The organism is Saccharomonospora sp. NPDC046836, from assembly GCF_040645195.1.
Taxonomy (GTDB): Bacteria; Actinomycetota; Actinomycetes; order Mycobacteriales; family Pseudonocardiaceae; genus Prauserella_A.
The window spans coordinates 1-24,215 of record NZ_JBEYXW010000003.1 but is presented as its reverse complement, the minus strand read 5'-3'; the positions used below and the strand labels follow the sequence as shown (position 1 = coordinate 24,215).

At 66.9% G+C, this 24,215-nt stretch carries 23 protein-coding genes; 10 read left to right on the top strand and 13 right to left on the bottom strand.

Annotation, left to right across the window (positions count from 1 at the left end; all coding sequences use genetic code 11):
- The first annotated feature begins 39 nt into the window (after window positions 1-39).
- The 8 genes from ABZ863_RS05195 (at window position 40) to groL (ending at window position 8,717) form a co-directional block, all read left to right on the top strand.
- Window positions 40-1,677, top strand: coding sequence for a methane monooxygenase (locus ABZ863_RS05195; protein ID WP_358531312.1), 1,638 nt, complete (start codon window positions 40-42; stop codon window positions 1,675-1,677).
- A 68-nt stretch (window positions 1,678-1,745) separates the two neighbouring features.
- Window positions 1,746-2,795, top strand: coding sequence for an FAD-binding oxidoreductase (locus ABZ863_RS05190; RefSeq protein WP_358531310.1), 1,050 nt, complete (start codon window positions 1,746-1,748; stop codon window positions 2,793-2,795).
- Between the two features lie 13 nt (window positions 2,796-2,808).
- Complete coding sequence (locus ABZ863_RS05185) at window positions 2,809-3,912, top strand: aromatic/alkene monooxygenase hydroxylase subunit beta (protein ID WP_358531308.1); 1,104 nt, start codon at window positions 2,809-2,811, stop codon at window positions 3,910-3,912.
- Entirely contained in the window at window positions 3,909-4,259 is a 351-nt protein-coding gene (gene mimD, locus ABZ863_RS05180) for a propane 2-monooxygenase effector subunit MimD (RefSeq protein WP_358531306.1), read from the top strand. Before ABZ863_RS05185 ends, mimD begins: the two co-directional genes overlap by 4 nt.
- Before the next feature lie 52 nt (window positions 4,260-4,311).
- Window positions 4,312-5,313 carry an amidohydrolase family protein gene (locus tag ABZ863_RS05175; protein WP_358531304.1) on the top strand — a complete coding sequence of 334 codons (1,002 nt, stop codon included), beginning with the start codon at window positions 4,312-4,314 and terminating at the stop codon, window positions 5,311-5,313.
- Window positions 5,310-6,029 carry an iron-sulfur cluster assembly protein gene (locus tag ABZ863_RS05170; RefSeq protein WP_358531302.1) on the top strand — a complete coding sequence of 240 codons (720 nt, stop codon included), beginning with the start codon at window positions 5,310-5,312 and terminating at the stop codon, window positions 6,027-6,029. Before ABZ863_RS05175 ends, ABZ863_RS05170 begins: the two co-directional genes overlap by 4 nt.
- Window positions 6,026-7,051, top strand: coding sequence for an NAD(P)-dependent alcohol dehydrogenase (locus tag ABZ863_RS05165; RefSeq protein WP_358531300.1), 1,026 nt, complete (start codon window positions 6,026-6,028; stop codon window positions 7,049-7,051). Before ABZ863_RS05170 ends, ABZ863_RS05165 begins: the two co-directional genes overlap by 4 nt.
- A 16-nt stretch (window positions 7,052-7,067) precedes the next feature.
- Window positions 7,068-8,717 carry a chaperonin GroEL gene (groL, locus tag ABZ863_RS05160; protein ID WP_358531298.1) on the top strand — a complete coding sequence of 550 codons (1,650 nt, stop codon included), beginning with the start codon at window positions 7,068-7,070 and terminating at the stop codon, window positions 8,715-8,717.
- A 154-nt stretch (window positions 8,718-8,871) separates the two neighbouring features.
- Here groL and ABZ863_RS05155 read toward each other — a convergent pair whose 3' ends face one another.
- Entirely contained in the window at window positions 8,872-9,198 is a 327-nt protein-coding gene (locus tag ABZ863_RS05155) for a putative quinol monooxygenase (protein WP_358531297.1), read from the bottom strand.
- A 505-nt stretch (window positions 9,199-9,703) separates the two neighbouring features.
- On the opposite strand from ABZ863_RS05155, the gene ABZ863_RS05150 reads away from it, so the two are divergent.
- Window positions 9,704-10,291: a histidine phosphatase family protein gene (locus ABZ863_RS05150; protein ID WP_358531296.1), complete on the top strand. Its 588-nt coding sequence runs from the start codon at window positions 9,704-9,706 to the stop codon at window positions 10,289-10,291.
- Window positions 10,292-10,304: 13 nt separating this feature from the next.
- Here ABZ863_RS05150 and ABZ863_RS05145 read toward each other — a convergent pair whose 3' ends face one another.
- From ABZ863_RS05145 to ABZ863_RS05135, 3 genes are read right to left on the bottom strand one after another with little or no spacing between them, the layout of a single operon-like run.
- Window positions 10,305-11,816, bottom strand: a complete 1,512-nt coding sequence (locus ABZ863_RS05145; protein WP_358531295.1) for a pyruvate, phosphate dikinase — start codon at window positions 11,814-11,816, stop codon at window positions 10,305-10,307.
- The gene (locus tag ABZ863_RS05140; protein ID WP_358531294.1) at window positions 11,813-12,442 is read right to left on the bottom strand and encodes a transcriptional regulator; all 630 of its coding nucleotides are present in this window, start codon (window positions 12,440-12,442) and stop codon (window positions 11,813-11,815) included. Before ABZ863_RS05140 ends, ABZ863_RS05145 begins: the two co-directional genes overlap by 4 nt.
- Entirely contained in the window at window positions 12,439-13,548 is a 1,110-nt protein-coding gene (locus ABZ863_RS05135; RefSeq protein ID WP_358531292.1) for a helix-turn-helix domain-containing protein, read from the bottom strand. The genes ABZ863_RS05140 and ABZ863_RS05135 overlap by 4 nt, the downstream gene beginning before the upstream one ends.
- Before the next feature lie 62 nt (window positions 13,549-13,610).
- On the opposite strand from ABZ863_RS05135, the gene ABZ863_RS05130 reads away from it, so the two are divergent.
- On the top strand, window positions 13,611-13,829 hold the full coding sequence (locus ABZ863_RS05130) for a hypothetical protein (protein WP_358531290.1): 219 nt from the start codon (window positions 13,611-13,613) through the stop codon (window positions 13,827-13,829).
- A 111-nt stretch (window positions 13,830-13,940) separates the two neighbouring features.
- Here ABZ863_RS05130 and ABZ863_RS05125 read toward each other — a convergent pair whose 3' ends face one another.
- The 9 genes from ABZ863_RS05125 to ABZ863_RS05085 form a co-directional block, all read right to left on the bottom strand.
- Window positions 13,941-14,969, bottom strand: a complete 1,029-nt coding sequence (locus ABZ863_RS05125) for an ornithine cyclodeaminase (RefSeq protein ID WP_358531288.1) — start codon at window positions 14,967-14,969, stop codon at window positions 13,941-13,943.
- 61 nt (window positions 14,970-15,030) lie between these two features.
- Window positions 15,031-16,497: an amidase family protein gene (locus ABZ863_RS05120; RefSeq protein WP_358531286.1), complete on the bottom strand. Its 1,467-nt coding sequence runs from the start codon at window positions 16,495-16,497 to the stop codon at window positions 15,031-15,033.
- Entirely contained in the window at window positions 16,494-17,945 is a 1,452-nt protein-coding gene (locus ABZ863_RS05115; protein WP_358531284.1) for a M14 family zinc carboxypeptidase, read from the bottom strand. Before ABZ863_RS05115 ends, ABZ863_RS05120 begins: the two co-directional genes overlap by 4 nt.
- A complete protein-coding gene (locus ABZ863_RS05110) occupies window positions 17,942-19,570 on the bottom strand; it encodes an ABC transporter ATP-binding protein (protein WP_358531282.1) in 1,629 nt (542 codons plus the stop codon). Before ABZ863_RS05110 ends, ABZ863_RS05115 begins: the two co-directional genes overlap by 4 nt.
- On the bottom strand, window positions 19,567-20,121 hold the full coding sequence (locus ABZ863_RS05105) for a MarR family transcriptional regulator (RefSeq protein WP_358531280.1): 555 nt from the start codon (window positions 20,119-20,121) through the stop codon (window positions 19,567-19,569). The genes ABZ863_RS05110 and ABZ863_RS05105 overlap by 4 nt, the downstream gene beginning before the upstream one ends.
- Before the next feature lie 64 nt (window positions 20,122-20,185).
- The gene (locus tag ABZ863_RS05100) at window positions 20,186-21,082 is read right to left on the bottom strand and encodes an ABC transporter permease (RefSeq protein ID WP_358531278.1); all 897 of its coding nucleotides are present in this window, start codon (window positions 21,080-21,082) and stop codon (window positions 20,186-20,188) included.
- Window positions 21,075-22,001 carry an ABC transporter permease gene (locus ABZ863_RS05095; protein ID WP_358531276.1) on the bottom strand — a complete coding sequence of 309 codons (927 nt, stop codon included), beginning with the start codon at window positions 21,999-22,001 and terminating at the stop codon, window positions 21,075-21,077. The genes ABZ863_RS05100 and ABZ863_RS05095 overlap by 8 nt, the downstream gene beginning before the upstream one ends.
- A gap of 17 nt (window positions 22,002-22,018) precedes the next feature.
- Window positions 22,019-23,611 carry an ABC transporter substrate-binding protein gene (locus tag ABZ863_RS05090; protein WP_358531274.1) on the bottom strand — a complete coding sequence of 531 codons (1,593 nt, stop codon included), beginning with the start codon at window positions 23,609-23,611 and terminating at the stop codon, window positions 22,019-22,021.
- A gap of 222 nt (window positions 23,612-23,833) precedes the next feature.
- A complete protein-coding gene (locus ABZ863_RS05085; RefSeq protein WP_358531272.1) occupies window positions 23,834-24,046 on the bottom strand; it encodes a hypothetical protein in 213 nt (70 codons plus the stop codon).
- Window positions 24,047-24,215 lie beyond the last annotated feature (169 nt).

The following is a 24,215-nucleotide window of genomic DNA, read 5'->3' as shown; positions in this document are numbered from 1 at the left end:
TGGCCGGGCGAACAGATTCCGGTGTCGAGGAGGCCCGAATTGAGCAGGCAGAGTCTCACCAAGGCGCACAACAAGATCACGGAGCTGTCGTGGGAGCCGACGTTCGCAACGCCGGCGACCCGTTTCGGAACGGACTACACGTTCGAGAAAGCACCCAAGAAGGACCCGCTGAAGCAGATCATGAGGTCCTACTTCCCGATGGAGGAGGAGAAGGACAACCGGGTCTTCGGTGCCATGGACGGCGCGATCCGCGGCAACATGTTCCGGCAGGTACAGCAGCGCTGGCTGGAGTGGCAGAAGCTGTTCCTTTCGATCATCCCGTTCCCCGAGATCTCCGCCGCGCGTGCGATGCCCATGGCCATCGACGCAGTGCCGAACCCGGAGATCCACAACGGGCTCGCGGTGCAGATGATCGACGAGGTTCGGCACTCCACGATCCAGATGAACCTCAAGAAGCTGTACATGAACAACTACATCGACCCGGCCGGCTTCGACATCACCGAAAAGGCCTTCGCCAACAACTACGCGGGCACGATCGGCCGCCAGTTCGGCGAGGGGTTCATCACCGGTGACGCGATCACCGCCGCGAACATCTACCTGACGGTCGTGGCGGAGACCGCGTTCACCAACACGCTGTTCGTGGCGATGCCCGACGAGGCCGCGGCCAACGGCGACTACCTGCTGCCGACGGTGTTCCACTCGGTGCAGTCCGACGAGTCCCGGCACATCAGCAACGGCTACTCCATCCTGCTGATGGCCCTTGCGGACGAGCGTAACCGCCCGCTGCTGGAGCGCGACCTGCGCTACGCCTGGTGGAACAACCACTGCGTGGTGGACGCCGCCATCGGCACCTTCATCGAGTACGGCACGAAGGACCGCCGCAAGGACCGGGAGTCCTACGCCGAGATGTGGCGGCGCTGGATCTACGACGACTACTACCGCAGCTACCTGCTCCCGCTCGAGAAGTACGGGCTGGTGATTCCACACGACCTGGTCGAGGAGGCGTGGAACCGGATCACGAACAAGTTCTACGTCCACCGCGTGGCGCAGTTCTTCGCGACCGGCTGGCCGGTGAACTACTGGCGGATCGACGGCATGACCGACGCCGACTTCGAGTGGTTCGAGGGGAAGTACCCGGGCTGGTACAACCAGTTCGGCAAGTGGTGGGAGGCATACAACCGGCTGCGCTACCCGGGCCGTAACAAGCCGATCGCCTTCGAAGAGGTCGGGTACGAGTACCCGCACCGGTGCTGGACCTGCATGGTTCCCTGCCTCGTCCGCGAGGACATGGTGGTCGACAAGGTGGACGACCAGTGGCGGACCTACTGCTCGGAGACCTGTGCCTGGACGGACACGGTCGCGTTCCGCCCTGAGTACGAAGGCCGGGAGACCCCCAACATGGGCCGCCTCACCGGGCAGCGCGAGTGGGAGACGTTGCATCACGACCGCGATCTCGCCGACATCGTCAAGGACCTCGGCTACGTCCGCGACGACGGCAGGACCCTCATCCCGCAGCCACATCTGGACCTGGACGACCCGAAGAAACTGTGGACACTCGACGACCTCCGCGGTATCCGGTTCGCCAGTCCGAACGTGACCCTCAACCAGATGACCGATCAGGAGCGCGAGGAGTGGGCCGCGGCATACCGCGCCAACCCCAACGTCACTGTCGCCTGACGGCGTGAGGACCAGCGGCCGGCAGCCCCCGCCGGCCGCGCTCCTCGCTCCCGAGAATCGAGAGACCAATGGCCGACAAACATCGCATTTCTTTCGAACCGGTCGACATCGAGATGGAGGTCAATGAGGACGAGAAGATCCTCGACGCAGCCTTCCGTCAGGGAATCCACCTCATGCACGGCTGCCGGGAGGGCCAGTGCTCGGCGTGCAAGTCCTACGTCCTGGACGGCGAGATCCAGATGGAGCGTTACTCGACCTTCGCCTGCAACGATGCCGAGGTCGAGGAGGGCTACGTGCTGCTGTGCCGGGCGCACGCCTTCAGCGACTGCACGATCGAGCTGCTCAACTTCGACGAGGAGGAACTGCTCAACTCGGCCCCGCTGCAGGAGATCCGGACCGAGGTCGTCGAGATCGTCGCGCACACACACGACATCGTGGGCCTCAAGCTCAAGCCGGTCGACCCGCCCGGGTACGAGTTCAAGCCCGGCCAGTACGCCGACCTGACCATCCCTGGCACCGATGAGCACCGGTCGTTCTCGATGGCGACGACACCGTCCACAAGCGACCACATCGAGTTCCTGATCAAGAAGTACCCGGGTGGCAGGTTCTCCTCGCTGCTTGACGACGGCATCGAGGTCGGCGACACGATCGATCTGACAGGTCCGTACGGCAGCTTCACGCTCAAGAACGGGCACGTGCTCCCCCTGGTACTGATGGCGGGTGGCGCAGGCATGGCGCCCGTGCTCAGCCTGCTCCGGCACCTCAGCGAGACCGGCGACACCCGCCGGATCCGCTTCTACTACGGCGCTCGCACCCCCGCGGACCTTTTCTACCTGGACGAGATCCGTGCACTGGGGAGGCGGTTGGACGACTTCGAGTTCGTCGTCGCCCTGTCGGAGTCCGGTGACGGTTGTGCCGAGCTCGGCGTCAGTGCCGACCTGGGAATGGTCACCGACGTCGTCGAGGCCAGAGAGCCCGACCTGCACCGCAGCGAGGTCTACCTGTGCGGGCCGCCGCCCATGGTGGATGCCGCACTGGAGCTGGCCGTGCGCCATGGCGTGCCGGACGACCAGGTGTTCTACGACAAGTTCACGACCTCGGTCAGTGACGACCAGTAGGAGGAGACAGCAGATGGCAACATCCGCGCCGCAGGTGCGCAGCTTCCCGAAGGTGGAGTTCACCGACTCCGAAGCCGGCGCCTTGGACTTCCCCAGTTCCACGAGCCGCAGTTACAACTACTTCAAGCCGGCCAAGCTCCGCGCGACCGTTTACGAGGACGTGACCGTCGACGTGCAGCCGGACCCCGAGCGACACCTGAGCCAGGGCTGGATCTACGGCTTCGGTGATGGGCCCGGCGGGTATCCGAAGGAGTGGACGGCGGCGAAATCGTCCAACTGGCACGCCTTCCTCGACCCCAACGAGGAATGGGAGCAGACGATCTACCGCAACAATTCCGCGGTGGTGCACCAGGTCGCTCTGTGTCTGGAGAACGCGAAGCGCGCCAACGCCTACGGCGGCTGGAACACGGCGTGGCAGAAGTTCATCGCTCGCAACCTCGGCGCGTGGATGCACGCCGAGAACGGAATGGCGCTGCACGTGTTCACCTCGATCCAGCGCTCCGGGCCGACGAACATGATCAACACTGCGGTGGCGGTCAACGCCGCGCACAAGATGCGGTTTGCCCAGGATCTCGCACTGTTCAACCTCGACCTGTCCGAGTCGCTGGACACATTCGACGGCTCTGTCCACAAAGGCGTGTGGCAGTCGGCCGACGAGTGGCAGTCAACCCGCAGGGGCGTCGAGGAGCTCACCGCGGTCGGCGACTGGGCCGAGTTGCTGTTCGGCACCAACATCGTCTTCGAGCAGCTGGTCGGTCAACTCTTCCGGTCCGAACTGGTCATGCAGATCTCCGCGAAGAACGGCGACTACATCACGCCGACCCTTGTCGGCACCGGGGAACACGACTACAACCGCGACCTCGCCTACACCCGGTCGTTGTTCCAGCTGCTCACCCGCGACGACGAGTTCGGCACAGGCAACAAGGAGCTGTTCGGCCACTGGCTGGAGAAGTGGGTGCCCAGGTGTCTTAACGCAGCACTCGGGCTGCAGCCGATCTGGTCCCAGCCGGCGGAGAAGACGCGGACGTTCGCCGACTCGTTCGGTGCGACGAAGGAGAAGTTCGCTCAGCTGCTCGAGGAGATCGGGCTCGACGTACCGAAGGAGTTGGAGAAGTGAGCGGTCCCATGCAGTTCGGTTCGCAGGCCGGGTCCTCGAACATGTGCGGCGTAACCCTGATGAACACCCCGATCGGTCGCGTGGTCGCCGACATGATGGGGGCCAAGAACGGAGTCTCCCTCGTCGAGTACCCGTCCATGATCCGGGTGGACGGCACGAGGCTGCTGGAGTTCGACTACGACGAGCTGAGCGAGGCGCTCGGCCAGCCGTTCGACGGCTCGATCTTCGAGGAGATCAGCTCCACGCACTACGGGCGCATGGTGCATCTGGACGACCGCACGCTGCTCTTCGCGAACCCGGAGGATGCCGCCGAGTACATCGGTTTCGACCTCCTCGCACACGGCTGACGCCGGGCAGTCCCCGACCGCACACGAGCACACCGAAGGGTGAGGATCGCCGATGTACGAAAAGGATGGCGAGCAGTACTACGTCGTCGACGGGCACGTCCACATCTGGGACGGCCGCGAGGCGAACATCAAGAACGTTCATGGCAAGCAGTTCATCGACTGCTTCTACGACTACCACCGCAACCTCAGCCCTGAGGACGTCGTCTGGGACTACGACACCTACACCTACTACGGTGCCGAGCGCCTGATGAAGGACCTCTTCCAGGACGGCCACGTCGATCACGCGATCTTTCAGGCGACTCTGCTCAGCGAGTTCTACAAGAACGGGTTCGGGCAGACCGAGGAGGCGTTCGGACTCGCGCTCAAGCATCCTGACCAGCTGACCTACAACCACGCCTACGACCCCCGCAACGGTGAGGCCGGCCTCGAACAGTTGCGCAGGGACGCCGAGCGGATGAACCTCAAGGGGGTCAAGCTCTACACGGCCGAATGGCATGGCGACTCGCGGGGGTACAAGCTCGACGAGCTGTGGTCGCGCCGCTATCTCGAAGAGTGCCTCGAGTTGGGTATCAGGAACATCCATGTCCACAAGGGACCGACGATCCGGCCGCTGGACCGGGACGCGTTCGACGTCGCCGACATCGACAAGGTCGCCACGGACTATCTGGATCTCAACTTCATCGTCGAGCACGTCGGCCTGCCACGCCTGGAGGACTTCTGCTGGATCGCGACCCAGGAGTCCAATGTCTACGGTGGACTCGCCGTCGCCATGCCGTTCATCCACGCGCGGCCGCGCTACTTCGCCCAGATCATCGGGGAGCTCCTCTACTGGATCGGTGAGGACAAGATCCTCTTCAGCAGCGACTATGCACTGTGGACTCCCAAATGGCTGGTCGAGAAGTTCGTCGACTTCCAGATCCCCGAGGACCTGCCCGAGTACCCCGCGATCACGACCGAACAGAAGAAGAAGATCCTCGGTCTCAATGCGGCCGTGCTCTACGACCTAGACGTGCCCCGCCAACTCCGGCTGCCGGCCGCGGCCGGTGCGCGATGACCACCGCTCTGTCCGTGGAGGCCGAGGTTCTCGCTGCACTGGCGACGGTGCTGGACCCCGAGCTGGACCAGCCCGTGACCGAACTCGGGTTCGTCCGGTCGGTGACCATCGACGACACGGGGGTGCAGGTGCACCTGCGGTTGCCGACATCGTTCTGTGCGCCGAACTTCGCGTATCTGATGGTCTCAGACGCCTACGATGCGCTGGCCGGTGTGCCGGACGTGGGTCAGGTCCGGGTGTTCTTGGACGACCATCACGATTCCGACAAGATCAACAACGGGGTGGCTGACGGCTACGTCGCAACCTTCGGAGTCGAGGCCGAGGACAGCCTGGATGAGTTGCGCCGTACCTTCCAGCGCAAGGCTCACCTCGCTGCGATGGAACGGTGCTGCCGTTCGGTCCTGTCGAGCGGTGCATGGTCGATCGAGGAACTGCCGCTCCTGGAGCTGTTCGACCTGTCTGAGGGCCACTTGAAGGGTGCGCTGTTGCGCAGGCGTGAAGCCCTTGGTCTGCCTGTCAACTCACACGCACGTGTGCTGGTCGACCACGACGGCGTCCCGATCGCCGAGTCGGATGTCGCGTTACGACTGCGGCTCGCCGCGGCCACCCGCGTCTCGATCGAAGGCAATGCCCATTTCTGCAAGGGGTTGCTCGCCACCCGCTACGCCGACACGGACCACGGCACGGTCGTCATCAACACCAGGAGCCATCCATGAAAGCCGTCCAGGTCACGGGGTACCACCAGAATCTGGAGCTGCGCCACGTCGAGGAACCCAAGATCAGCGGGCCGCTGGACGTCGTGGTCAAGGTGGGCGCTGCTGGTGTGTGCCGGACCGACATCCACATCCTCGAAGGCCAGTGGGCGGAGAAGTCGGGTGTCGTTCTGCCCTACACGATCGGCCATGAGAACGCCGGCTGGGTACAAGCGGTCGGCGACGCCGTGACGAACGTCGCGGTGGGGGACAAGGTCATCCTCCATCCGCTGATGACCTGCGGGCTGTGCCGGGCCTGCCGGCTCGGCGACGACGTGCACTGCGAGAGCTCGCGCTTCCCCGGGATCGACACCCAGGGCGGGTACGCCGAGAACCTGCTGACATCGGCGCGGTCCTGCGTCAAGCTCGACGACAGCCTCGAACCCGCCGACGTCGCTGCCCTTGCCGACGCCGGGCTCACCGCTCAGCACGCCGCGGCGAAGGCCGCCAGGGTACTGCGACCCGGCGATGTCTGCGTCGTCATCGGCGCTGGCGGACTCGGCCACATTGGAATCCAGTGCATGAAGGCGATGAGTGCGGCGACGCTCGTCGTCGTGGACCGCAACCCCGCCGCGCTCCGGCTGGCCGAGCAGGTCGGTGCCGACCTCACCATCGTCGCCGACGGGTCCCATGTGGACAAGGTGCTCGACCTGACCGGCGGGCACGGCGCGGAGGCGATCCTCGACTTCGTCGGTGAAGGCGGGTCGACCGAACAGGGTGTCCGGATGCTGCGCCGAGCGGGGAACTACTACATCGTCGGATACGGCGAAAACCTCAACGTTCCCACCATCGACATCATTTCGACGGAGATCAACTTCGTCGGCAATTTAGTTGGTTCGTACGCCGATCTCCAGGACCTGATGGTGCTCGCGGCACAGGGCAAGGTGCGGTTGCACACCGCCCAGTACCGGCTCGACGAGTTCCAGCAGGCGATCGACGACCTGAGTGCGGGCCACGTCCGCGGCCGGGCAATTCTCATTCCCTGAAAGGAAGTAGGTCATCATGGCGAAGGAGCTGCGGTTCAGCGTCGATGCGCGGCGCCAGCTCGAGCTCGGGGTCAACACCCTGGCCGACGCGGTGAAGGTCACCCTCGGGCCCAAGGGCCGCAACGCGGTACTGGAGAAGCTGACCGGGCCACCGACGATCACCAACGACGGCGTGACCATCGCGCGTGAGGTTCAGCTGCGGGAACCGTTCGCCAACATGGGCGCCCAGCTGGTCAAGGAAGTCGCGATGAAGACCAACGGTGCCGTTGGCGACGGCACCACCACCGCCACGGTGCTCGCCCAGGCCATGGTGCGGGAGGGGCTGGCCGCGCTCGGTGAGGGAGCCAATCCCATGCGGGTGCGCCGCGGCATCGAGGAGACGGTCGAGGCTGTGGTCGAGTGGCTGCGGAAGTCCGCAAGCCAGGTGACGGGCGAGGCCGAACTCGAACGCATCGCCACCCTGGCAGCCAGCGACGACGAACGGATCGGCCGCGTGATCGGCCAGGCCCTGGCCGCGGTGGGGCGTGACGGTGTCGTCGAGGTGGAGGAGGCCGAGGAGCCAGGGCTGAGCGTCGAAGTCGTGGACGGGATCGAGTTCGACCATGGCTACACCTCGCCCTACATGGTCACCGATCGCGAGAAGATGGAGGCCGGTTTCGACGACCCGGTCATCCTGCTGACGAACAAGAAGATCAGCCAGGTCCAGGAGCTGATGCCCACTGTGGAAGCTGCCCGGCGGCTCGACCGGCCGCTGGTGATACTCGCGGAGAACGTCGATGGCCCGGCCCTGCAGCTGATCGTCAGCGGCAACGTGCACGGCACCTTCCGCGCGGTCGTGGTCCGTGCCCCCGGCTTCGGTCACCGGCGGGTGGCCGAACTCGAGGACCTGGCGGCCGCGCTCGGCGGGCGGGTGGTCAGCGACGACTCTGGTGTCACGCTGACCGAGGTCACCGAGCGGGATCTCGGTCGGTGTGAGCACATCACCGTCACCGAGGACACGACGACGATCATCGGTGGGGCAGGCGACGAGGCAGTCGTGCGGGCCCGGATCAGCCAGCTGGACAAGCAGCTCAAGCGCGCCCGGATCGAGCACGACCAGGACAGCCTCAGACTGCGCATCGCCAGGCTGTCGGGCCGCATCGCCGTCGTGCGGGTCGGGGCCGCGACGAGCGTCGAGCTCAAGGAGCGGATGCTGCGCGTCGAAGACTCGCTGGCGGCGGCCAAGGCGGCGCTGGAGGAAGGGGTGATCGCCGGAGGCGGCGCGGCCTTGGCGCAGGCCGCGCGGTGCGTCCAGCTGTCCGATCTGGACGGTGACGCGGCGCAGGGGCGGGAGATCGTGCTGCGGGCTCTCGGTGAGCCGCTGCGCTGGATCGCGGCCAACGCCGGCTACGACGGCGCCGAGGTCATGGAGCAGGTCGCCGGCATGGACAACGGGCAGGGGTTCGATGCGCTCGCCGGCGAGTACGGCGACCTGTTCGCTGCCGGTGTGATCGATCCGTTGAAGGTCACCCGGTCGGCTTTGGAGAGCGCGGCGTCGATCGCGGCGCTCCTGATCACCACGGAGACCGCGGTCGTCGAGGAGGTGGTGGTCAACCCCGGCGCGATCATCGCCCCGGGCGGCGCCGACCTCGCCGAAGGCATGGTCCGTCCGTCGAACATCTACTAGGTGCCAACACGGTTACCCCCGGTGCCGCCGGGGGTAACCGTGCATTGTGGCCCCGTTCGAGGTGGAGCACGCCGGGTGGTCGGATTCGGACCACGATCGCGCCCCGCTGATAGTGCAGGTCGAGCATTATTGCCTCCTGGTAACCCATTCCTGGTCAGGAAGGCACGGCGAGTTCGCCGAGGCTCGACCAGTCGTCCTGCTCCAACACCGCGTTGACGATCCGTGGAGTCTCGGCAAGGTATTCCGGCAGTGTCTCCTGTGCTGCCTTGAAATGCGCTGACTGCACGTGCATGGCCCCGGCTTCGTCGTTCTGGAAAGCTTCCACGAGAACGTACTCGGAAGGATCCGCAATGCTGCGGGACCAGTCGAACCACTTGCAACCGGGCTCGGCACGAGTTGTCTCGGTGAACTCCCGTGAAATCTCCGGCCACTGATCGGCGTGCTCGGGCTTGACCCGGAATTTGGCGGTAATGAAAATCATCGTGATTCGTCCTTGTGGTCGGTGTCTGTCGGAGCTACGTTCGCGGTTATAGCAGCCGATATGCGCAGAAGTGGTCTCGATTTGAGACTGCGGTATCGATTCTCGTTACCGAGGCGATCCTGGTCCGAAGTGGACTGTTGGCCCGCTCGCCTGGTTTCGCCGGAGATGAAGGCGGCCACCAGTGGCCGGTTCGCGAGCGCCTCGATCGACCGCACAGAGTCCGACCCGGCGATGAGGTAGACGCACAGCACGAGTCAGCGTCCTTCTCCATCTCTCGCCTACTCGAATGTTGCTAACATCCGGATTTCGTGAGTATCCTAATGCGGTTGTCGGAGGAAGGTGCAGTGATGGTTCGGCTGACTCTTGGTGCGGTGTCCTCGAACTTTCCGAGTAAGCCTGCGCTGGGTAGCGGAGATGAGCGTCGACTCTCGCCATGCGGTATGCGTGGAGCCTCACGAGGATCTGGTCGCCACGCTCGCCACGCGGCGAGGCCCAAGGTCTGACAATGGCGACTCGGCATTTGTATGTGGTGCGGCACGGTGCGGCGGACCCGTTCGGCGAGTTGACCGATGTCGGGCAGCGGCAGTCGGAACTGCTCGGCGAGCGCCTGGCCGGCCTGCCGGTCGATGCCGTGTGGCATTCGCCCCTCTCCCGGGCGGCGCTGTCTGCTCAGATCGTGGGTAAGCACCTGCCGGGCGTTACTGTGCGGGAAGCGGCCGAACTGGTTGACCAGGTGCCGCACGTGCCGGACGACATGCCTCCCGCGTGGGCGGGGTTCTTCGACGGGTACGACGCCGCGGAAGCCGCTTCGGGCGCACGCCTTGCGGATGCACTGATCGACAGGTTCGCTCGCCCCGCCGAAACCGAGACCCATGAGGTCCTGGTCACCCATGCCTATCCGGTGGCCTGGCTCGTGCGGCACGCCCTCGACGCGCCACCGGCGCGGTGGCTGGGACTGAGCTGTGGAAACACGGCGCTGACGGCGATCGAGTACCGCAACGGTCTGGCACCGACAATGTTGTTGTACAACGACATGGGCCATCTTCCGCCTGAGTTGCGTTGGACGGGGTTCGGGCCCGGCGCGCGGCCGTGACCACTAACCGGCGCTATTCGTGACGAAGCGCGGCATGGGCGGCAGTGAGGCGTTGGGCTTCATCACGTTCGGTGTGGTCGCCCGATACGTCGTCAGCCCATTCGAGTAGCCGGTGGAGGTGGGCGTTCGCTGCGGTTGTCACGATGCGGGGGCTGTTGAGGGCGACTTCGCCACTGGTCCCGTCGATGGTGACGAGGGCGCCTTCGCTAATGGTGCGTCCACCGGCGCTCACCGAGGCGGCGTCGACGTCAACGGCGAGGTCGGTGATCCCCACGACAGCGGGTTTTCCCATCGCTCGTGCGACAACTGCGGCGTGGCTGGCCGGCCCGCCGCGGGCGGTGACGATTCCGGTGGCAGCGGCCAGACCGCGCATATCGTGTGGGGAGGTCTCCGGACGTACCAGGATGACGGGGCCGTCCGCGGCCATGCGCACTGCTCCGTCGGCCGTGGTCGCCAGCCTGCCGACGGCGACACCGGGACAGGCGCCCAGCCCTCGGGCCAGGATGTCGGTCTTCTCGGTTGGCGCAATTCGGGGTGTGCGGACGTGCCGGAGATGCTGCGGTGAGACCCTGAGCAGCGCTTCGTGACGTCCGATCACGTGCTCATCGGCGAGGTCGGTGGCGACGCGGACAGCGGCACCGCCGACGAACCGGTCAGGCCGGACCTGCAGTATCCACAATTCGCCGGCCTGGAAGGTGAACTCGATATAGCACGCGTCGCGGTAGTGCCCCTCGACCCGGCGCAGAGCATCGAGCAGGCCGGTCCACACTGCCGGCGCTCGGTCGGCCAGTTCGTGCAGGGGCCGGGTCAGTGATCTGCCGGATACGACGTCTTCACCCTGGTGTCCGAACAGGACTTCGCCGAACGGGACGTTCTCACCGGTGTTGGGGTCGCGACTGAACGCGACTCCGGTGCCACTGTGGTCATCGCGGTTTCCGAACACCATCGTCTGGACGATCGCGGCTGTGCCGAGGTGGTGCGGGACGTCATGAAGTTCACGGTAGGTTCGTGCGCGCGGTGTGTCCCATGACGAGAACACGGTCTCCACCGCCAGCTCCAACTGGCGGGTCGCCTCGTCAGGAATCGGCCGATCACTCGTGATCGCGGAGGCGAAGCTGGACAGGAGCCTCTGCCGCGAATCCAGTGCGAATCGCTGGTCGCCCGTCTCGGCCGCCAAGCCGGCGGTAGCTCCGGTCGTGAGGCCGAGATTGAGGATGGTGTTCATCATGCCGGGCATCGACACGCTCGCCCCGGAGCGGACGGACACCGCCAGTGGCATCTGTGTGCCCCCGAAGTTGCGTCCGGTGGCGGCTTCCAGGCCGGTGATGGCTGTCGCGAGTTCGTCGTCGAGTCCGTGGGGAAGACGCCCGTCACTCAGGAACGCGCGACATGCCTCCGTGGTGACAACGAACCCGGCGGGCACCGGCAGGCCGAGACGGTGCAGGACCACGAGGCCGTGAGCCTTGCTGCCCACCATCTCCGCTGTCTCCTCGACCTGAGCGGAGAGCGGTCGAATCCATTTCATCGTGGGATCCCGAGTGTGGCGAGCAGGTCTTCGTGAAGCTCGGCCCACACGGTGTGGTACGACGCTGTGCTGTCGGCCACGTACTCCAATGCGCCAGAGGTGGCGCGATCGAGGGCTTCGGTGAGGCGGGTTTGGTAGTGACCGAACCGAGGCAATGCCGAGGACAGTTCGGCGCAGACGACGGCGGCACGCTGGTGGAACTCGGCGAAGCGGTTGAGCACGCGGTCGTCATAGGACGGATCGCTGTGGGTGTTGGCAGTCATGACACCGTCGATGGATCGGAGTTGCCATGCCGTGCAGAGGTCGAGCAGTTCCGGGTTGAGCACGAGAAAGCTGTCATACGCCGCTGTCAGGGCGGTGCGGGCACCGGCGGATTCCAGCTCGCCGGTGATCCGCTCGGCATCCACGACACGGCCGGAGTCCGTCAGACCCCACCCGCCGAAGTCGCCGGCCATGTGCGTGACGAGACCGGCGACCGCGAGATCGATCAGCTCGGACTCCACATCGGACTCACGCAGACCGGTCGCGGCGGTGATGCGGGCGGAACCGGCGAAGCCGATGCAACGGAGGGTGTGGAGCACCAGAAGGTCGGTGTCGGTAGCAGGGCGCGAATCGGGGTGAGTCATGTTCTGGTCTTCCGTGGCTGTGTGGGGTTCGAGGCATGGGCGGTCGCCGCGGCATAGGCGGCGCCTCGCCCGTGGGCGCGGGCGACGATCGCACCGCCCTGGATGCGCACCGCGGCTTCGGTCTCGTCATCGGGATCCGGGAGTCCGAGCACCGAGGCGACCGTGGCGCGATCGTCGAGCACCAGGCGAAGGGGCGGCAATGCGTCCGCGGCGAACACACGCCGCAGACATCCGGTCAGGTCGGTGATTCTGAGCTGTACGAGACGGCCGGTCTCGGCGGGATCACTCATGACGATGACCACCGTCACCTGCTCGCCAGGCCGAGCGGAACGGACGGCTTCCTCGGCGGCAGCAAGACGACCGGCCCCCAGAACCGCGATCACACCATCGGCGCCGAGGTCGACCCGAGTCCCGCTGATCCGATCCGCGAGGCCCGCGGGCGGATCCCAGGTGTCCCCACATGGTTGCGCCCGGTCGACGTAGGGCAGGTGCGGCGGTGCCCAGGTGTCAGCGAGGTCGATCCCGGCCAGATGCTGACACGCGCGTGTCACGTCGAAGGGATCGCATGATCCCGGTGCGGTCTCGGCCAGATGGGCCGCACCGTCCAGCAGTGTCAGCACCAGCGCGGCCAGTCGTACCCGCCGCACCGACTCCGTACGAGCCGGTTCGCACGACTCCAGCGCGGCGGCGAGCAGTAACGCCTCCAGCCGGGCAACCTGCGCCAGCACCTCGCGTCCGTGGTCGTCATCGAGGACGCCGTCCAGCGAGCGCAGTTGCAGCCGCCCTCCCGAAGCCGTGTCCTCGCCCAAAGGCAGCCGTTCCAGCCAGGCTCGGGCGAACATGCCCAGCGCATCGGCCAGCGACATCGGTGACCTCGAAGGCTCGCCGATGACGGTGTTCTCGACCATGTCGATCAGTACCGCCAGGTACAGGGCGCGTTTGCTCGGGAAGTTCGAGTACACCGCCCCGCGAGTCAGCTCGGCCCGCTCGGCGATCCGGTCGACCTTCGCCAAGGCGTAGCCGTGCTCGGTGAACTCCGCCCTCGCTGCCGCCAGCACGGACCCGCGCGTGCGTTCCTGCTGCTGCGCCCTACTCAGCCGAACCATCACCACTCCTTCCCTAGACTCCCGGCACTAGGATACTCCAAAAATCCAGATGTTTAGAACATTTGAAACAGATCGCACGTGAGGAGACCGCCGAAGCCGGCACGATCGACGAGGTCGTGCTGAACGGCAGATCCGTGGGCCTGACCGGCGCCGCGCGCTCGGACCTCGACCACATCCGCCCCGGTGTGCGAGGAGCGGTGGTGGGCGCCAACACCCTCGAGGTGCACGACGTCGCTGGGAACGTGACGACCATCGAGTTCACCCTGATCAGAGGGAGCTGACGCCGACACAGGAATCCTTGCTCCGCGTGACGTGACAACGACGGTGGGACCCACGAGAGCGTGGGTCCCACCGTCCTCGACCTGATGGCGGCGCGGCCGGCCGACGCCGCCTCAGCCGACCGGGACAGGTGAGCCGCACATGCCGAACAGGTCCTTCGGGTCCTGCGGCTCGGCGACGAGGTCGATGTCGTCGACGAACCCGGTTCCGGTGATCGCAGCGCGCACGTAGCGCAGCGCGGTGAGGTCCTCGATCGCGAAACCGACCGAGTCGAACAGGGTGATCTGCGCCGCCGAGGTGCGTCCGGCCGCGCGTCCGGTCAGCACCTCCCACAGTTCGGTGACGGGGAACTCGGGGCCGCGGGCCTGGATCTCGCCCTCGATCCGGGTCTGCGGGGCGTACTCGACGAACACGCCGGAGCGATCCAGGATCGCCGGCTCCAGCTCGGTCTTGCCCGGGCAGTCGCCGCCGATCGCGTTCAGGTGCATGCCGGGCGCGACGTCCGAGTTGCGCAGGACCGTGGCGAGCGCCTTGTCCGCGGTGCAGGTCGTGACGATGTCGGCGCCCGCGCAGGCCTCCGCGGTGTCGCCCGCGACGGTGATCCGGAACCCGAGCGGAGCGAGGTTGCGCACGAACTTCGCGATCGCGTCGGGGTCGATGTCGTAGACGGCGAGGTCGGCGATGCCAAGGGTGGTGCGCATCGCGAGCGCCTGGAACTCCGACTGGCTGCCCGCGCCGATGAGCGCCATGCGCGTCGAATCGGGCTGGGCGAGCGCACGCGCCGCGAGCGCGGAGGTCGCGGCGGTACGCAGTGCGGTGAGCACCGTCATCTCCGCCACGAACGTGGGGTAACCGTTGTGCACGTCGGCGAGCACGCCGAACGCCGTGACCGTCTGATAGCCGCGCGCCGGATTGGACGGGTGCCCGTTGACGTACTTGAAGCCGTAGGTCTCCCGGTCGCTCGTCGGCATGAGCTCGATCACGCCGAAGGGTGTGTGGTTCGCGATCCGGGGCGTCTTGTCGAACTCCTCCCACCGCGCGAAATCCTCAGCGAGGTCATCGACGAGGCCCGCGATGACGCGCTCGGGCCCCTGCTGCGCCAGCCAGCGCGTCATGTTCCTCACACCAACGAAAGTTGTCATTCCATCCCTTCCAGATGATCCCGAGCCGCATCGGCGGACGAGGAGACGCCGCGGGAACGATTCAGAATGTCGGCCTCCTGGCGTGATGGCCGGTGAGCTCTTCGAACGCCTGCGCGGCGAGCAGGAGCTCGACGTCTCTGCCCGGCGCCGCGACGATCTGGACGCCGACGGGGAGACCGCCGGGGGTGAAGCCGGCTGGTACGGAGACGGCTGGGCAGCCCGTCGCCGAGATGATCGTCGCCGCGCGCATCCACTCGAGGTAGTCGCGCATGGGGGTGCCGTCGATCTGCCTCGGGTACTCGAGGCTCGCGTCGAACGGCGCCACCTGACTCGTCGTGAGCACGAGCAGATCGTGATGCGAGAAGAAGTCCTCGGTCGAGGCCAGCAGGCGGACCCGCGCCTCCTCAGCGGCGAGGATCTCGTCGACGGTGAGGGAGAGTCCCAGTTCGGTGTTCCACACGACCGCGTTCTTGACCCGGTCACGGTGGTTCCGGACGATCTCCCGGTAGTCGCGGGCGAAGTCGAGGGCTCGATCGACCCGGAAGACCTCGTCCGCGTCGGTGAGGTCCGGCAGCACGTCGTCGACACGCGCTCCCGCGGCGGCGAACGTCTCCGCGGCGGCGTCCACGACCTCTTCCACGACGCGTTCGACCGGAATCAGCCCGCCCAGGTCGGTGGAGAACCCGACTCGTAGCCCCGCGAGCCTCGAGCCGGGCTCGTGCCCACCCGGGTCGGAGAACTCCGGGCGGTCGAAGACGGATCCGGGCTCCTGAATCGCCAGCGGCGCGCCCGCGGCGGGTCCGCTGGCGGCGGCCATGAGCAGGGCGACGTCGGCCACCGTCCGCGCCAGGAAGCCCGGCTGAGCGAGCCACGTCCACGGATCGGCGGGCAGCGCATGCGGGATGCGCCCGTTCGACGGGCGGAGGCCGACGATGTTGGTGAACGACCCGGGCGTGCGCAGGGACCCGCCCATGTCCGACCCGTCCCCGGACGCCTGGATGCCGGCCGCGATCGCGGCCGCTGCTCCGCCCGACGACCCGGCCGCCGACTTCGTTGTGTCGTAGGGGTTCACGGTCGTCCCGAAGACGGGATTGAACGTGTGCGAACCGGCGGTGAACTCGGGGACGTTCGACTTGCCGGTGGTCACCACGCCGGCGGCGCGCAGCCGGGCGATGATGAGCGCGTCCCGGGTCGGCACGTTATCCACCAGCAGCGGTGAGCCACGCGTGGTCCGCAACCCGGCCGTGTCGGTGGATTCCTTGTGGGTCAGCGGCACACCGTGGAGCGGGCCCAGTCGTTCCCCGCGGGCGTACCACGCGTCAGCGCGGTCCGCCCGCTCGTAGGCGCGTTCGTCGTCGCGGGTGACGATGGCATTGATGGTCGGATCGACCGAGTCGATGCGCGCCAGATGATCGGCGAGCGCTTCCCGGGCGGACAGCTTGCCAGTGGCGATCCGCGCGGCCAGCTCACGAGTGCTCAGCCAGGTGAGCTCGGACTCGTAGACGGGTCCCGGCGAGCTCGTGGTCATCGCCGTCCGCCCCTCATGGTGGTGGTCCGCGCATCGGCGGATGGAGCATGAGCCACGAGCCCCAGCACCGCGCCGTACTGAACGCCGACGACGTCCTTGACCGGAATCCCCTGCGTCTTCTCGTCCGCGAGCCGCTGTTCGAGCCAGCCGATCCACACGCGCTCGAGGTCGTGAGCAGACCGCCGCACCACGACGCCCGCCGACCCCGCGGCGACCTCCGCGTTCAGGGCGCGCAACAGAGCGCCCCCGAAACGTAGTCGGTACATCCAGACGACGGCCATGGGTCGCTCCGCCACGGCGGCCACCCGGTCGTTCTCCGGCATGGCGGACCGTGTGATCATCAGCTCCCCGGCCCGGGACATGCTGGGGATGAACACGCGGGCACTGCGAAGGAACGGCGAGTCCAGGGTGAGGTGAGGTTCGACCCGGGCCAGGAGGTCCGCGAGCCACGTCCCCGTGTCGGTCAGGGCCTCCCCGGCCTCACGAAGCAGTGCGGCGTAGTTCGCATCGGATGGACTCGTGTCGTCGGCACCGAAGGTCTGCCAGATCGGGAGCTCGGCGATGAGGGAGACGGTGGCGTACCTGCGCACGTAGCTGGTGGACGACTGCCCTGCGGCGCCGCTGGGAACCGGGTCCAGGCCGTTCGCCTCGCGCCATTCGTAGACGTCCTGGGAGCTGCCGGACTTGTAGATCGCCGGAGCGAGGACGGTGAAATGTGCCGCCTCGGGCTCGCCCAGATGCAGGGGGATGCCGAACTGCGCGGGCAGACGGTGCAGGAGCGGCACCAGGTCGGCGACCGGCTGGGAGAGGTAGAAATACGCACCGCCGGTCTCGGAATTGTGCAGCGGGATGTAGTAGTCGGGGTGGATCTCGTCGATCACCCGTTGCAGCGCCTGCGTCTCGGGCAGCATCGCGTCGAAGTACTTGGACTTGTAGTTGATCGGGAAGGTCCATTCCACCTGTTCGTTGCCCGGCGGCCGGTAGAAGTGGCGGAAATACGTCTCACCGTCGAACGGGTCGTCGAACCATCCCTCGTTGAGCCGCATGCCGTCCGGATCGGCGCAGGGTATGAAGTGCCAGACGGCGCCCAGCCGCCGATGGAGGGACGCATCGCGGAGCAGATCTGTCAGCAGGCGGACGATGGTGTGCGATCCGATCGGCTCGTTCGGGTGCACGCCACCGACGACGAGACAGTGCTTCGCCGGCGGCGCGGCGTCGTCCCCTGATCCACCGGCACGGCGCAGAGAGAGCGTGTACAGCGTGATCGGCTCGCCGAGCCGGGAGGTGCCGACCCGTCTGGCCGAGAGCAGGTCGGGGAACTCGAGCCTCAGCTCCTCGAGCTGCTCCAGGAACTCGTCCACGCCGGGATAGCCCTGGAGTTCCGGGAGCGAGGCGGCCCGCTCGGCGATCTCGTCGTCGGACACCGACTGCAGAATCTCTGTGGTCATACCTTTTCTCGTTCTCTCCTTCGCTTCCGCTGCAGATGCGGGTCCGGAACCGGGGCGGCCTCCAGGAGCCGTCTGGTGTAGTCCTCCCGCGGATCCAGCAGGATCTGCCTGCGCGCGCCCTCCTCGACAACGCGCGAGTCGCTCATCACCACGATCCGATCGGCCAGGCTGTCGACCACGGCGAGGTCGTGGCTGATGAACAGGCAGGCGAAGCGCAGCTCGCTCTGCAGTCTGCGGAAGAGGTCGAGAACGGTGGACTGTACGGACACGTCCAGCGCCGAGGTCGGCTCGTCCGCGATCAGCAGCACGGGGTCCAGGGCGAGGGCGCGAGCGATGGCGACGCGCTGGCGCTGCCCGCCCGAGAGCTCGTGCGCGTATCGGGTGGACCAGGAGCGCGAGAGCCCCACGGCGTCGAGCAGCTCGTCCGTGCGCGCCGTCAGCGCCTTCCCGCGCAGACCGCGGTGGACGCGAAGCGGCTCGCCGATGGACTCGGCCATCGTCCACCGTGGATCGAGGGCGCCCATCGGGTTCTGGAACACGACGCCGATCTTCTTCTTCAGGTCCGTCGCCTGCCGCCCTCGGGCCTTCACCGCGTCGACGCCGTCGACGACGATGGTTCCGCTCTTCACCGGGGCGAGTCCGGTGATGGCCTTGCCGATGGTCGTCTTCCCGGAGCCGGATTCGCCGACGAGGGCCACGACCTCGCCGCGAGCGACGGTCAGGCTCGCGCCGGCGACCGCGGTCACGGACTGGAAGCGCTGCCGGTACTCGACGGTCAGCTCGTCGAGGACGAGGGCGGGTTCGTCGACCGCGAGCGGGGCGCGGTCGGCCACGTCGAGGCGCGGCACGGACCGCAGCAGCCGCTGCGTGTAGTCGGCCGAGGGGTGCGCGAAGAGCCGCTCGACGGTCTGGGTCTCCTCGACCCGTCCGTCCCTCATCACGACGACCCGATCCGCGACATCGGCCACGACCCCCATGTCGTGCGTGATCAGGAGGACGGCTGTCCCCTTGCGCTCGCGCACCCGCATCAGCAGATCGAGAATCTCCCGCTGTACCGTCACGTCAAGGGCCGTCGTCGGTTCGTCGGCGATCAGGATCTCGGGGTCGCAGGCCAGCGCCATGGCGATCACGACCCGCTGCGCCTGACCGCCGGACAGCTGATGCGGATAGGACCGGGCGCGCTTCTCCGGTTCTCGCAGCTCGACGGCCGCGAGCAGTTCGATCGCCCGGCGTCGGCGATCGCGCGCGCTCAGCTCGGGGGAGTGCTTTCGCAGCACCTCTCGGATCTGGAACCCGATCGTGAAGACCGGGTCGAGTGCGCCGAACGGGTCCTGGAAGATCATCGCGATGCGCCGGCCGCGGATGTCCTGCAGGGTCTTCTCATCGGCGTTCAGCAGTTCCTCGCCCTCGAACCTGACGCTGCCGGTCACCTCGGCGTTGCCGGGGAGCAGACCCAGGACGGTCATCGCCGTGACGGACTTCCCCGAGCCGGACTCACCGACGACGGCGACGATCTCCTTGTCGAGGACCTCGAACGACACGCCGTGCACCGCGCGGATCTCGTCGCCTCTTCGCGATCGAAAGGCCACCGTCAGATCGTCGAATGCGAGCAGGGGTGCGCTCATGGATTCTCCTCGTGGTCCAGGCGTTTGATCGCGGCCAGCATCTCCGCGGGAAGCTCCTGCGGCGGGGGAGTGTCCTCCTCCTGGTCCCGATACGTGTGCCATTGCTCGAGCACGTTGCGGTGGTACTGGTTGACCCAGGCCATGTAGCGGCTTCCGTTGCGCAGGCGTCGCGCGGTCGCGGGCTCCGAGCCGGCCGGCGTCGACCTGGCGGTGCGAAGGACCTCCTCCATCCGCTGGAGGCCGAGTTTCTCGCGGCTGAGGAATGCCCCCCAGACGTCGTCCTCTGCCCGGAAACAGGTGGCCCTGCTGTTCGGGATCGACACCTTCGTGATGTAGCCGGCGCCGAGGAGCGCCCGAGTCGCCGTCGAGATGGTGCCGGGGCTCGTGTTCAGCAGTCTCCCGAGGTCCGCCGAGGAGAGGTACGGCTCGTCCGTGATGATCAGCAGAGCGAGGACTCGTCCGTTCATTCGCTTTCCGCGCATCAGCTCCCAGGCGTCGGTGAACCGATCGATGAAAGTGCGGACTTCGTCACTCAGTTCGCTCATTTCCATGGAAATGCGCTCCTCATGCGTTCGATGTCTCCGACGGCAAGATGTTCACACGCGACGTCGACGCTCATGTGCGCCCCCGCGGGTCGAGAGCATCGCGAAGGGCGTCGCCGAGCATGATGAGACTGATCACCGTGACGGTGAGGAAGATGCTGGGGAAGACGACCGTGTGGGGAGCGGACTGGAAGTAGGACTGCGCGGTCGAGAGCTGGACTCCCCAGGAGATGGACGGCGGCACGAGGCCGACCCCGAGGAAGGTCAGTGTGGCTTCTGCCCCGATGACGCCGCCCACCATCGTCGCGGCGATGGCCAGGGTCGGAGCAAGGGAGTTGGGCAGCACGTGGGTGAGGACGACGCGTGGCTGCGACAACCCCAGCACATGTGAGGCCTGCACGAACTCTCGTTCGCGCACCTCCTTGACCGAGCTCCGGATGAGCCGGGCGAAGGTGGGCCACGAGAAGAAGGCCAGCACCGCGGCCAGCAGCAGCGGTGACCGGTTCGGTGCGGTGTTGAGCACGATGATCGCACCGAGCAGGAACGGGAAGCCCAGCACCACGTCCGCGGTGCGGGCGATCAGCGCGTCGACCCACCCTCCGGCGTATCCCGCCAGTGTTCCGAGCGCCACGGCGACGACCAAGCAGATAGCCGTCGTCGCGAGGCCGATGAACAGCGACGTCCGCGTACCGAACAGCACGTTGGCCAGGACGTCGCAGCCCTGCACGTCGGTGCCGAACAGGTGCCCGGAGACCGGCGGGCGGTTCGACGCCGGCAGGTCGCAGGCGCGAGGATCGCCCTCGCCGAAGATCCCCGCGAGCGGACCCGGAACCGCAGCGATGATCGCCAGCAGGGCCAGCAGGACGACGCTCACCCAGAACTGGACCCGGTTCCGCAACGTGGCCCAGAGGCCCCGTGTGGTGGCCCGATCGAGGGCGCCGTCAAGCGCCACGGTGGCCGGCTCAGTCATGGCGGATCCTGGGGTCGAGGACGGACGAGAGGATGTCGACGAGCACGTTGGTGACGAGGAAGATGAACACGAGCGTCGTGGCGACGCCCACGACCAGCGTCCCCTCCTGGTCCTGGATGGCCTTGTACAGCAGCTGTCCTACTCCGTTGATGTTGAAGATGGCTTCGACGACCACCGTTCCTCCCAGGAGGGAGCCCAGCTGAATGGCCAGGACGTTGACGACGGGGGCCGCGGCGTTGCGCATGACATGCAGGCCGACGACGTTGCCCTGCGACATGCCCTTCGCTCTCAGTGTCCGCACGAAGTCCGACCGCATCGTGTCGATGACGCTGCCTCGCATGAGCCTCGAGACGCCGGCCAGTCCGTAGAGCGCGATGATCAGCGCGGGGAGGAGATAGGCCCGGGGCCACCCGTCGCTCACGCCGGCGATGGGCGCCCACCCGAGCGTGATGCCGATGAGGTACTGCGCCATGACGCCCATGACGAAGATGGGCACCGACTCCGCGACGATCGTGCCGAGAAGCACGCCCCTGTCCAGCGCGGAACCGCGTCGAAGGCCCGCCGCCAGTCCCAGCGCGATGCTGATGAGCACCGTCAACGTCCACGCCGTCAGCGCGAGCTTGATCGTGGTGGGCCAGCGACTGGCCATCTGCTCGCCGACGGACTGGCCGGCGAAGGTCGTTCCGAAATCACCCCGAGCCAGGCCGCCCAGATAGTCGAGGTACTGCTGCCAGATCGGAAGGTCCAGCCCGTAGCGCAACCTCAGTTGCTGCTGCACGGATTCCGGCAGCGGCCGGTCCCCGCCGAGCGCCGCGATCGGGTCGCCGGGCAGAAGGAACACCGCGCAGTAGATGACGAACGTGACACCGAAGAAGACGATGACCAGTTCGAGGAGCCGGCGGGATATGTAGCGGGCCATGGTGCCTCCGGTGAGCCTCAGTCCTCAGCGAGGATCACGTCGGTGAACAGCGGTTCGCCCGCCGCCGAGGCCGTGAGCTCCGCCACCTTGTCGGAGGTGACGAAGTTGTACGACTCTTCGAACAGCGGCACGATCGGGAACTGGTCCGCGATGTACCGCTGAGCCTCGGCGTACGCCTCGCCGTCCTCGCTGCCGCTCGCGTCCGCGTCGTTCAGCGCTTGCTCGACCTCGGGAATGATCGCTCCGCCGCAGTTGGTGCACCCCGGGGCGCTCGTGAACACCGCCCTCAGGGTCGACTGCTGGCTCGGGTAGAGCGCGCCCCAACGGGCGAAGAAAGGCCCGTCCAGCACCTCGTTGTTGCGGTCTTCGCTGAACTCCGCCCATCCGACGGACGGCCGGGCGATGGCGTCGACACCGAGGTTCTGCCGCAGGTAGTTCGCGACGGCGTTGAACAGGTCGTCGTGGCCCGCGCCGCCGGGAAAGTGGATCGTGAGCTGTCCCTCGAAGCCGCCCGCCTCCGCCAGCAGCGCGGCAGCGGCCTGGGGATCATACTCGCAGTACTTCCCGCAGATGCCATCGGGGTTGCCGGGCATGATCGACGGCGTCCACGCCGTGGCGGGCGAGTTGAGGTTGCCGAAGAGCGCCTCGTTGATCGCGTCGCGGTCGATGGCCATCGAGATGGCCTGCCGGACGCGGACGTCGTCGAACCTCGCGTCCCAGTACGGGATGCTCAGGTAGCTGATCGCGGGTCCGGAGAAGCTGTAGATGTGGTCGTCTGCGAAGTCGTCGGCCACCTGCTTCATCCGGTTGGCCGGGAGCCGCACGATGTCGACGTTGCCGGCGAGTGCGTCGGTGTAGGCGGTGAGCCGGTCCGAGTAGGGCACCCAGGTGATCTTGTTGACCGTCGGCTCGTCGCCGGCATAGTCCTGGTACCGCTCTGCGACGATGGGCTCACCCTCAGTCCACCCCGTGGTCACCGCGAAGGGACCGTTCCCGATCGGCTGCTTCCCGTACGCGTCCAGATCGTCGAACGCGCTCGGCGGCATCGGATAGAAGGCGGTCTGGGCCTGCGAGAGCTCGACGGGGAACTGGCTGTCCGCCTGGTTGAGCGTGACGCTGAAGGTCAGGTCGTCGACGACCGCCAACCCGGAGAGCTCGTCCGTGGCCGGCTCACCCTCTGCCGGATTCAGATCCGAGTATCCGGCGATCACCGCCAGCTGTCCGGAGTTCTCGAACGCATTCGGCGCGTACGCAACCGTGTTCCAGCTGTCCACGTAGTCCTGAGCGGTCACCGGGGTGCCGTCGTGGAAGGTCCAGCCGTCGCGCAGCGTGATCGTCCAGGTGATCTGATCGTCGCTCTCGACCGACTCGGCCGCCACGTAGCTGAGCTCACCCTCGGCGTCCAGGAAGGTCAGCGGGCTGAAGACGGACATGACGAGCCCGAACGCGTTGCTCTGCCGACCGGGGACAAGGTTGGGCACCGGATCGGACGAGCCGATCACCAACTCGGCGGGCGCCCCCTCGCCCCCGTCCGCCGCTGTGCTGCACCCGGTCAGCACGAGAGCGAACGCGACTGATGCGGCACCTGCGCCCTTCAACAAACCTCGCATGAAGCGCCTCCTTACGCGTGTAGGTGAGGGGCGCTGAGCATACTGAAGATTTAATTATTTTTAAAGCCTCTTCACGGTCGAAGGTGCCGGCAACGGTCCTGCGGACGCGGCCCAGCACCGCCTCGAGTCCGGCCCGGCGCACGTCAGGCAGCGTGGGGCCGGTACGTGGCGGCCCGCCCGCGGATCAGGAGTCGCGCAGGACGGCCAGGTCGAGGACCGTCGTCACGTGGGTGTGTATCGCCGCGGCGGCGTCCGGTGATGGCGGCCGACATCGAGCAAAGTAAGCGCGGCGTAGAAGGCGACGAGAGGTTCCACGCGGTGCTGCTCGAGTGCGGCCTCCATCGCGGCGAGCTTGGTCTCGATCGCGTCCCGAGCGTAGAGGACATCGGGTAGCCGGCGTGCGTGCTCACAGATGGCGTCGGCGATCCGACCCATGCTTGTGATCACACTCCGTGCCCATCCCGCCGGACCTCAGCCCCGGCGTGTCGGGCCGAAAACACCGTTCGCTGGGCTCTGGCGCGCTTTCGGTGGTGGCGTGGTGGGTCCCCGGCGGAGCCGGGGTTTGGGGTTGCCATGATCGTTTGTGGCTGAGATGGCGAAGCGG

Coding starts and splice junctions, on each gene's coding strand:
- ABZ863_RS05170 (WP_358531302.1), top strand. CDS start 5,310: ATGACCACCGCTCTGTCCGTGGAGGCCGAGGTTCTCGCTGCACTGGCG.
- ABZ863_RS05165 (WP_358531300.1), top strand. CDS start 6,026: ATGAAAGCCGTCCAGGTCACGGGGTACCACCAGAATCTGGAGCTGCGC.
- ABZ863_RS05145 (WP_358531295.1), bottom strand. CDS start 11,816: ATGAAATGGATTCGACCGCTCTCCGCTCAGGTCGAGGAGACAGCGGAG.
- ABZ863_RS05190 (WP_358531310.1), top strand. CDS start 1,746: ATGGCCGACAAACATCGCATTTCTTTCGAACCGGTCGACATCGAGATG.
- ABZ863_RS05150 (WP_358531296.1), top strand. CDS start 9,704: ATGGCGACTCGGCATTTGTATGTGGTGCGGCACGGTGCGGCGGACCCG.
- groL (WP_358531298.1), top strand. CDS start 7,068: ATGGCGAAGGAGCTGCGGTTCAGCGTCGATGCGCGGCGCCAGCTCGAG.
- ABZ863_RS05175 (WP_358531304.1), top strand. CDS start 4,312: ATGTACGAAAAGGATGGCGAGCAGTACTACGTCGTCGACGGGCACGTC.
- ABZ863_RS05090 (WP_358531274.1), bottom strand. CDS start 23,611: ATGCGAGGTTTGTTGAAGGGCGCAGGTGCCGCATCAGTCGCGTTCGCT.
- ABZ863_RS05155 (WP_358531297.1), bottom strand. CDS start 9,198: ATGATTTTCATTACCGCCAAATTCCGGGTCAAGCCCGAGCACGCCGAT.
- ABZ863_RS05120 (WP_358531286.1), bottom strand. CDS start 16,497: ATGACCACGAGCTCGCCGGGACCCGTCTACGAGTCCGAGCTCACCTGG.
- ABZ863_RS05105 (WP_358531280.1), bottom strand. CDS start 20,121: ATGGAAATGAGCGAACTGAGTGACGAAGTCCGCACTTTCATCGATCGG.
- ABZ863_RS05110 (WP_358531282.1), bottom strand. CDS start 19,570: ATGAGCGCACCCCTGCTCGCATTCGACGATCTGACGGTGGCCTTTCGA.
- ABZ863_RS05135 (WP_358531292.1), bottom strand. CDS start 13,548: ATGGTTCGGCTGAGTAGGGCGCAGCAGCAGGAACGCACGCGCGGGTCC.
- ABZ863_RS05115 (WP_358531284.1), bottom strand. CDS start 17,945: ATGACCACAGAGATTCTGCAGTCGGTGTCCGACGACGAGATCGCCGAG.
- ABZ863_RS05100 (WP_358531278.1), bottom strand. CDS start 21,082: ATGACTGAGCCGGCCACCGTGGCGCTTGACGGCGCCCTCGATCGGGCC.
- ABZ863_RS05125 (WP_358531288.1), bottom strand. CDS start 14,969: ATGACAACTTTCGTTGGTGTGAGGAACATGACGCGCTGGCTGGCGCAG.
- ABZ863_RS05085 (WP_358531272.1), bottom strand. CDS start 24,046: ATGGGTCGGATCGCCGACGCCATCTGTGAGCACGCACGCCGGCTACCC.
- ABZ863_RS05095 (WP_358531276.1), bottom strand. CDS start 22,001: ATGGCCCGCTACATATCCCGCCGGCTCCTCGAACTGGTCATCGTCTTC.
- ABZ863_RS05185 (WP_358531308.1), top strand. CDS start 2,809: ATGGCAACATCCGCGCCGCAGGTGCGCAGCTTCCCGAAGGTGGAGTTC.
- ABZ863_RS05140 (WP_358531294.1), bottom strand. CDS start 12,442: ATGACTCACCCCGATTCGCGCCCTGCTACCGACACCGACCTTCTGGTG.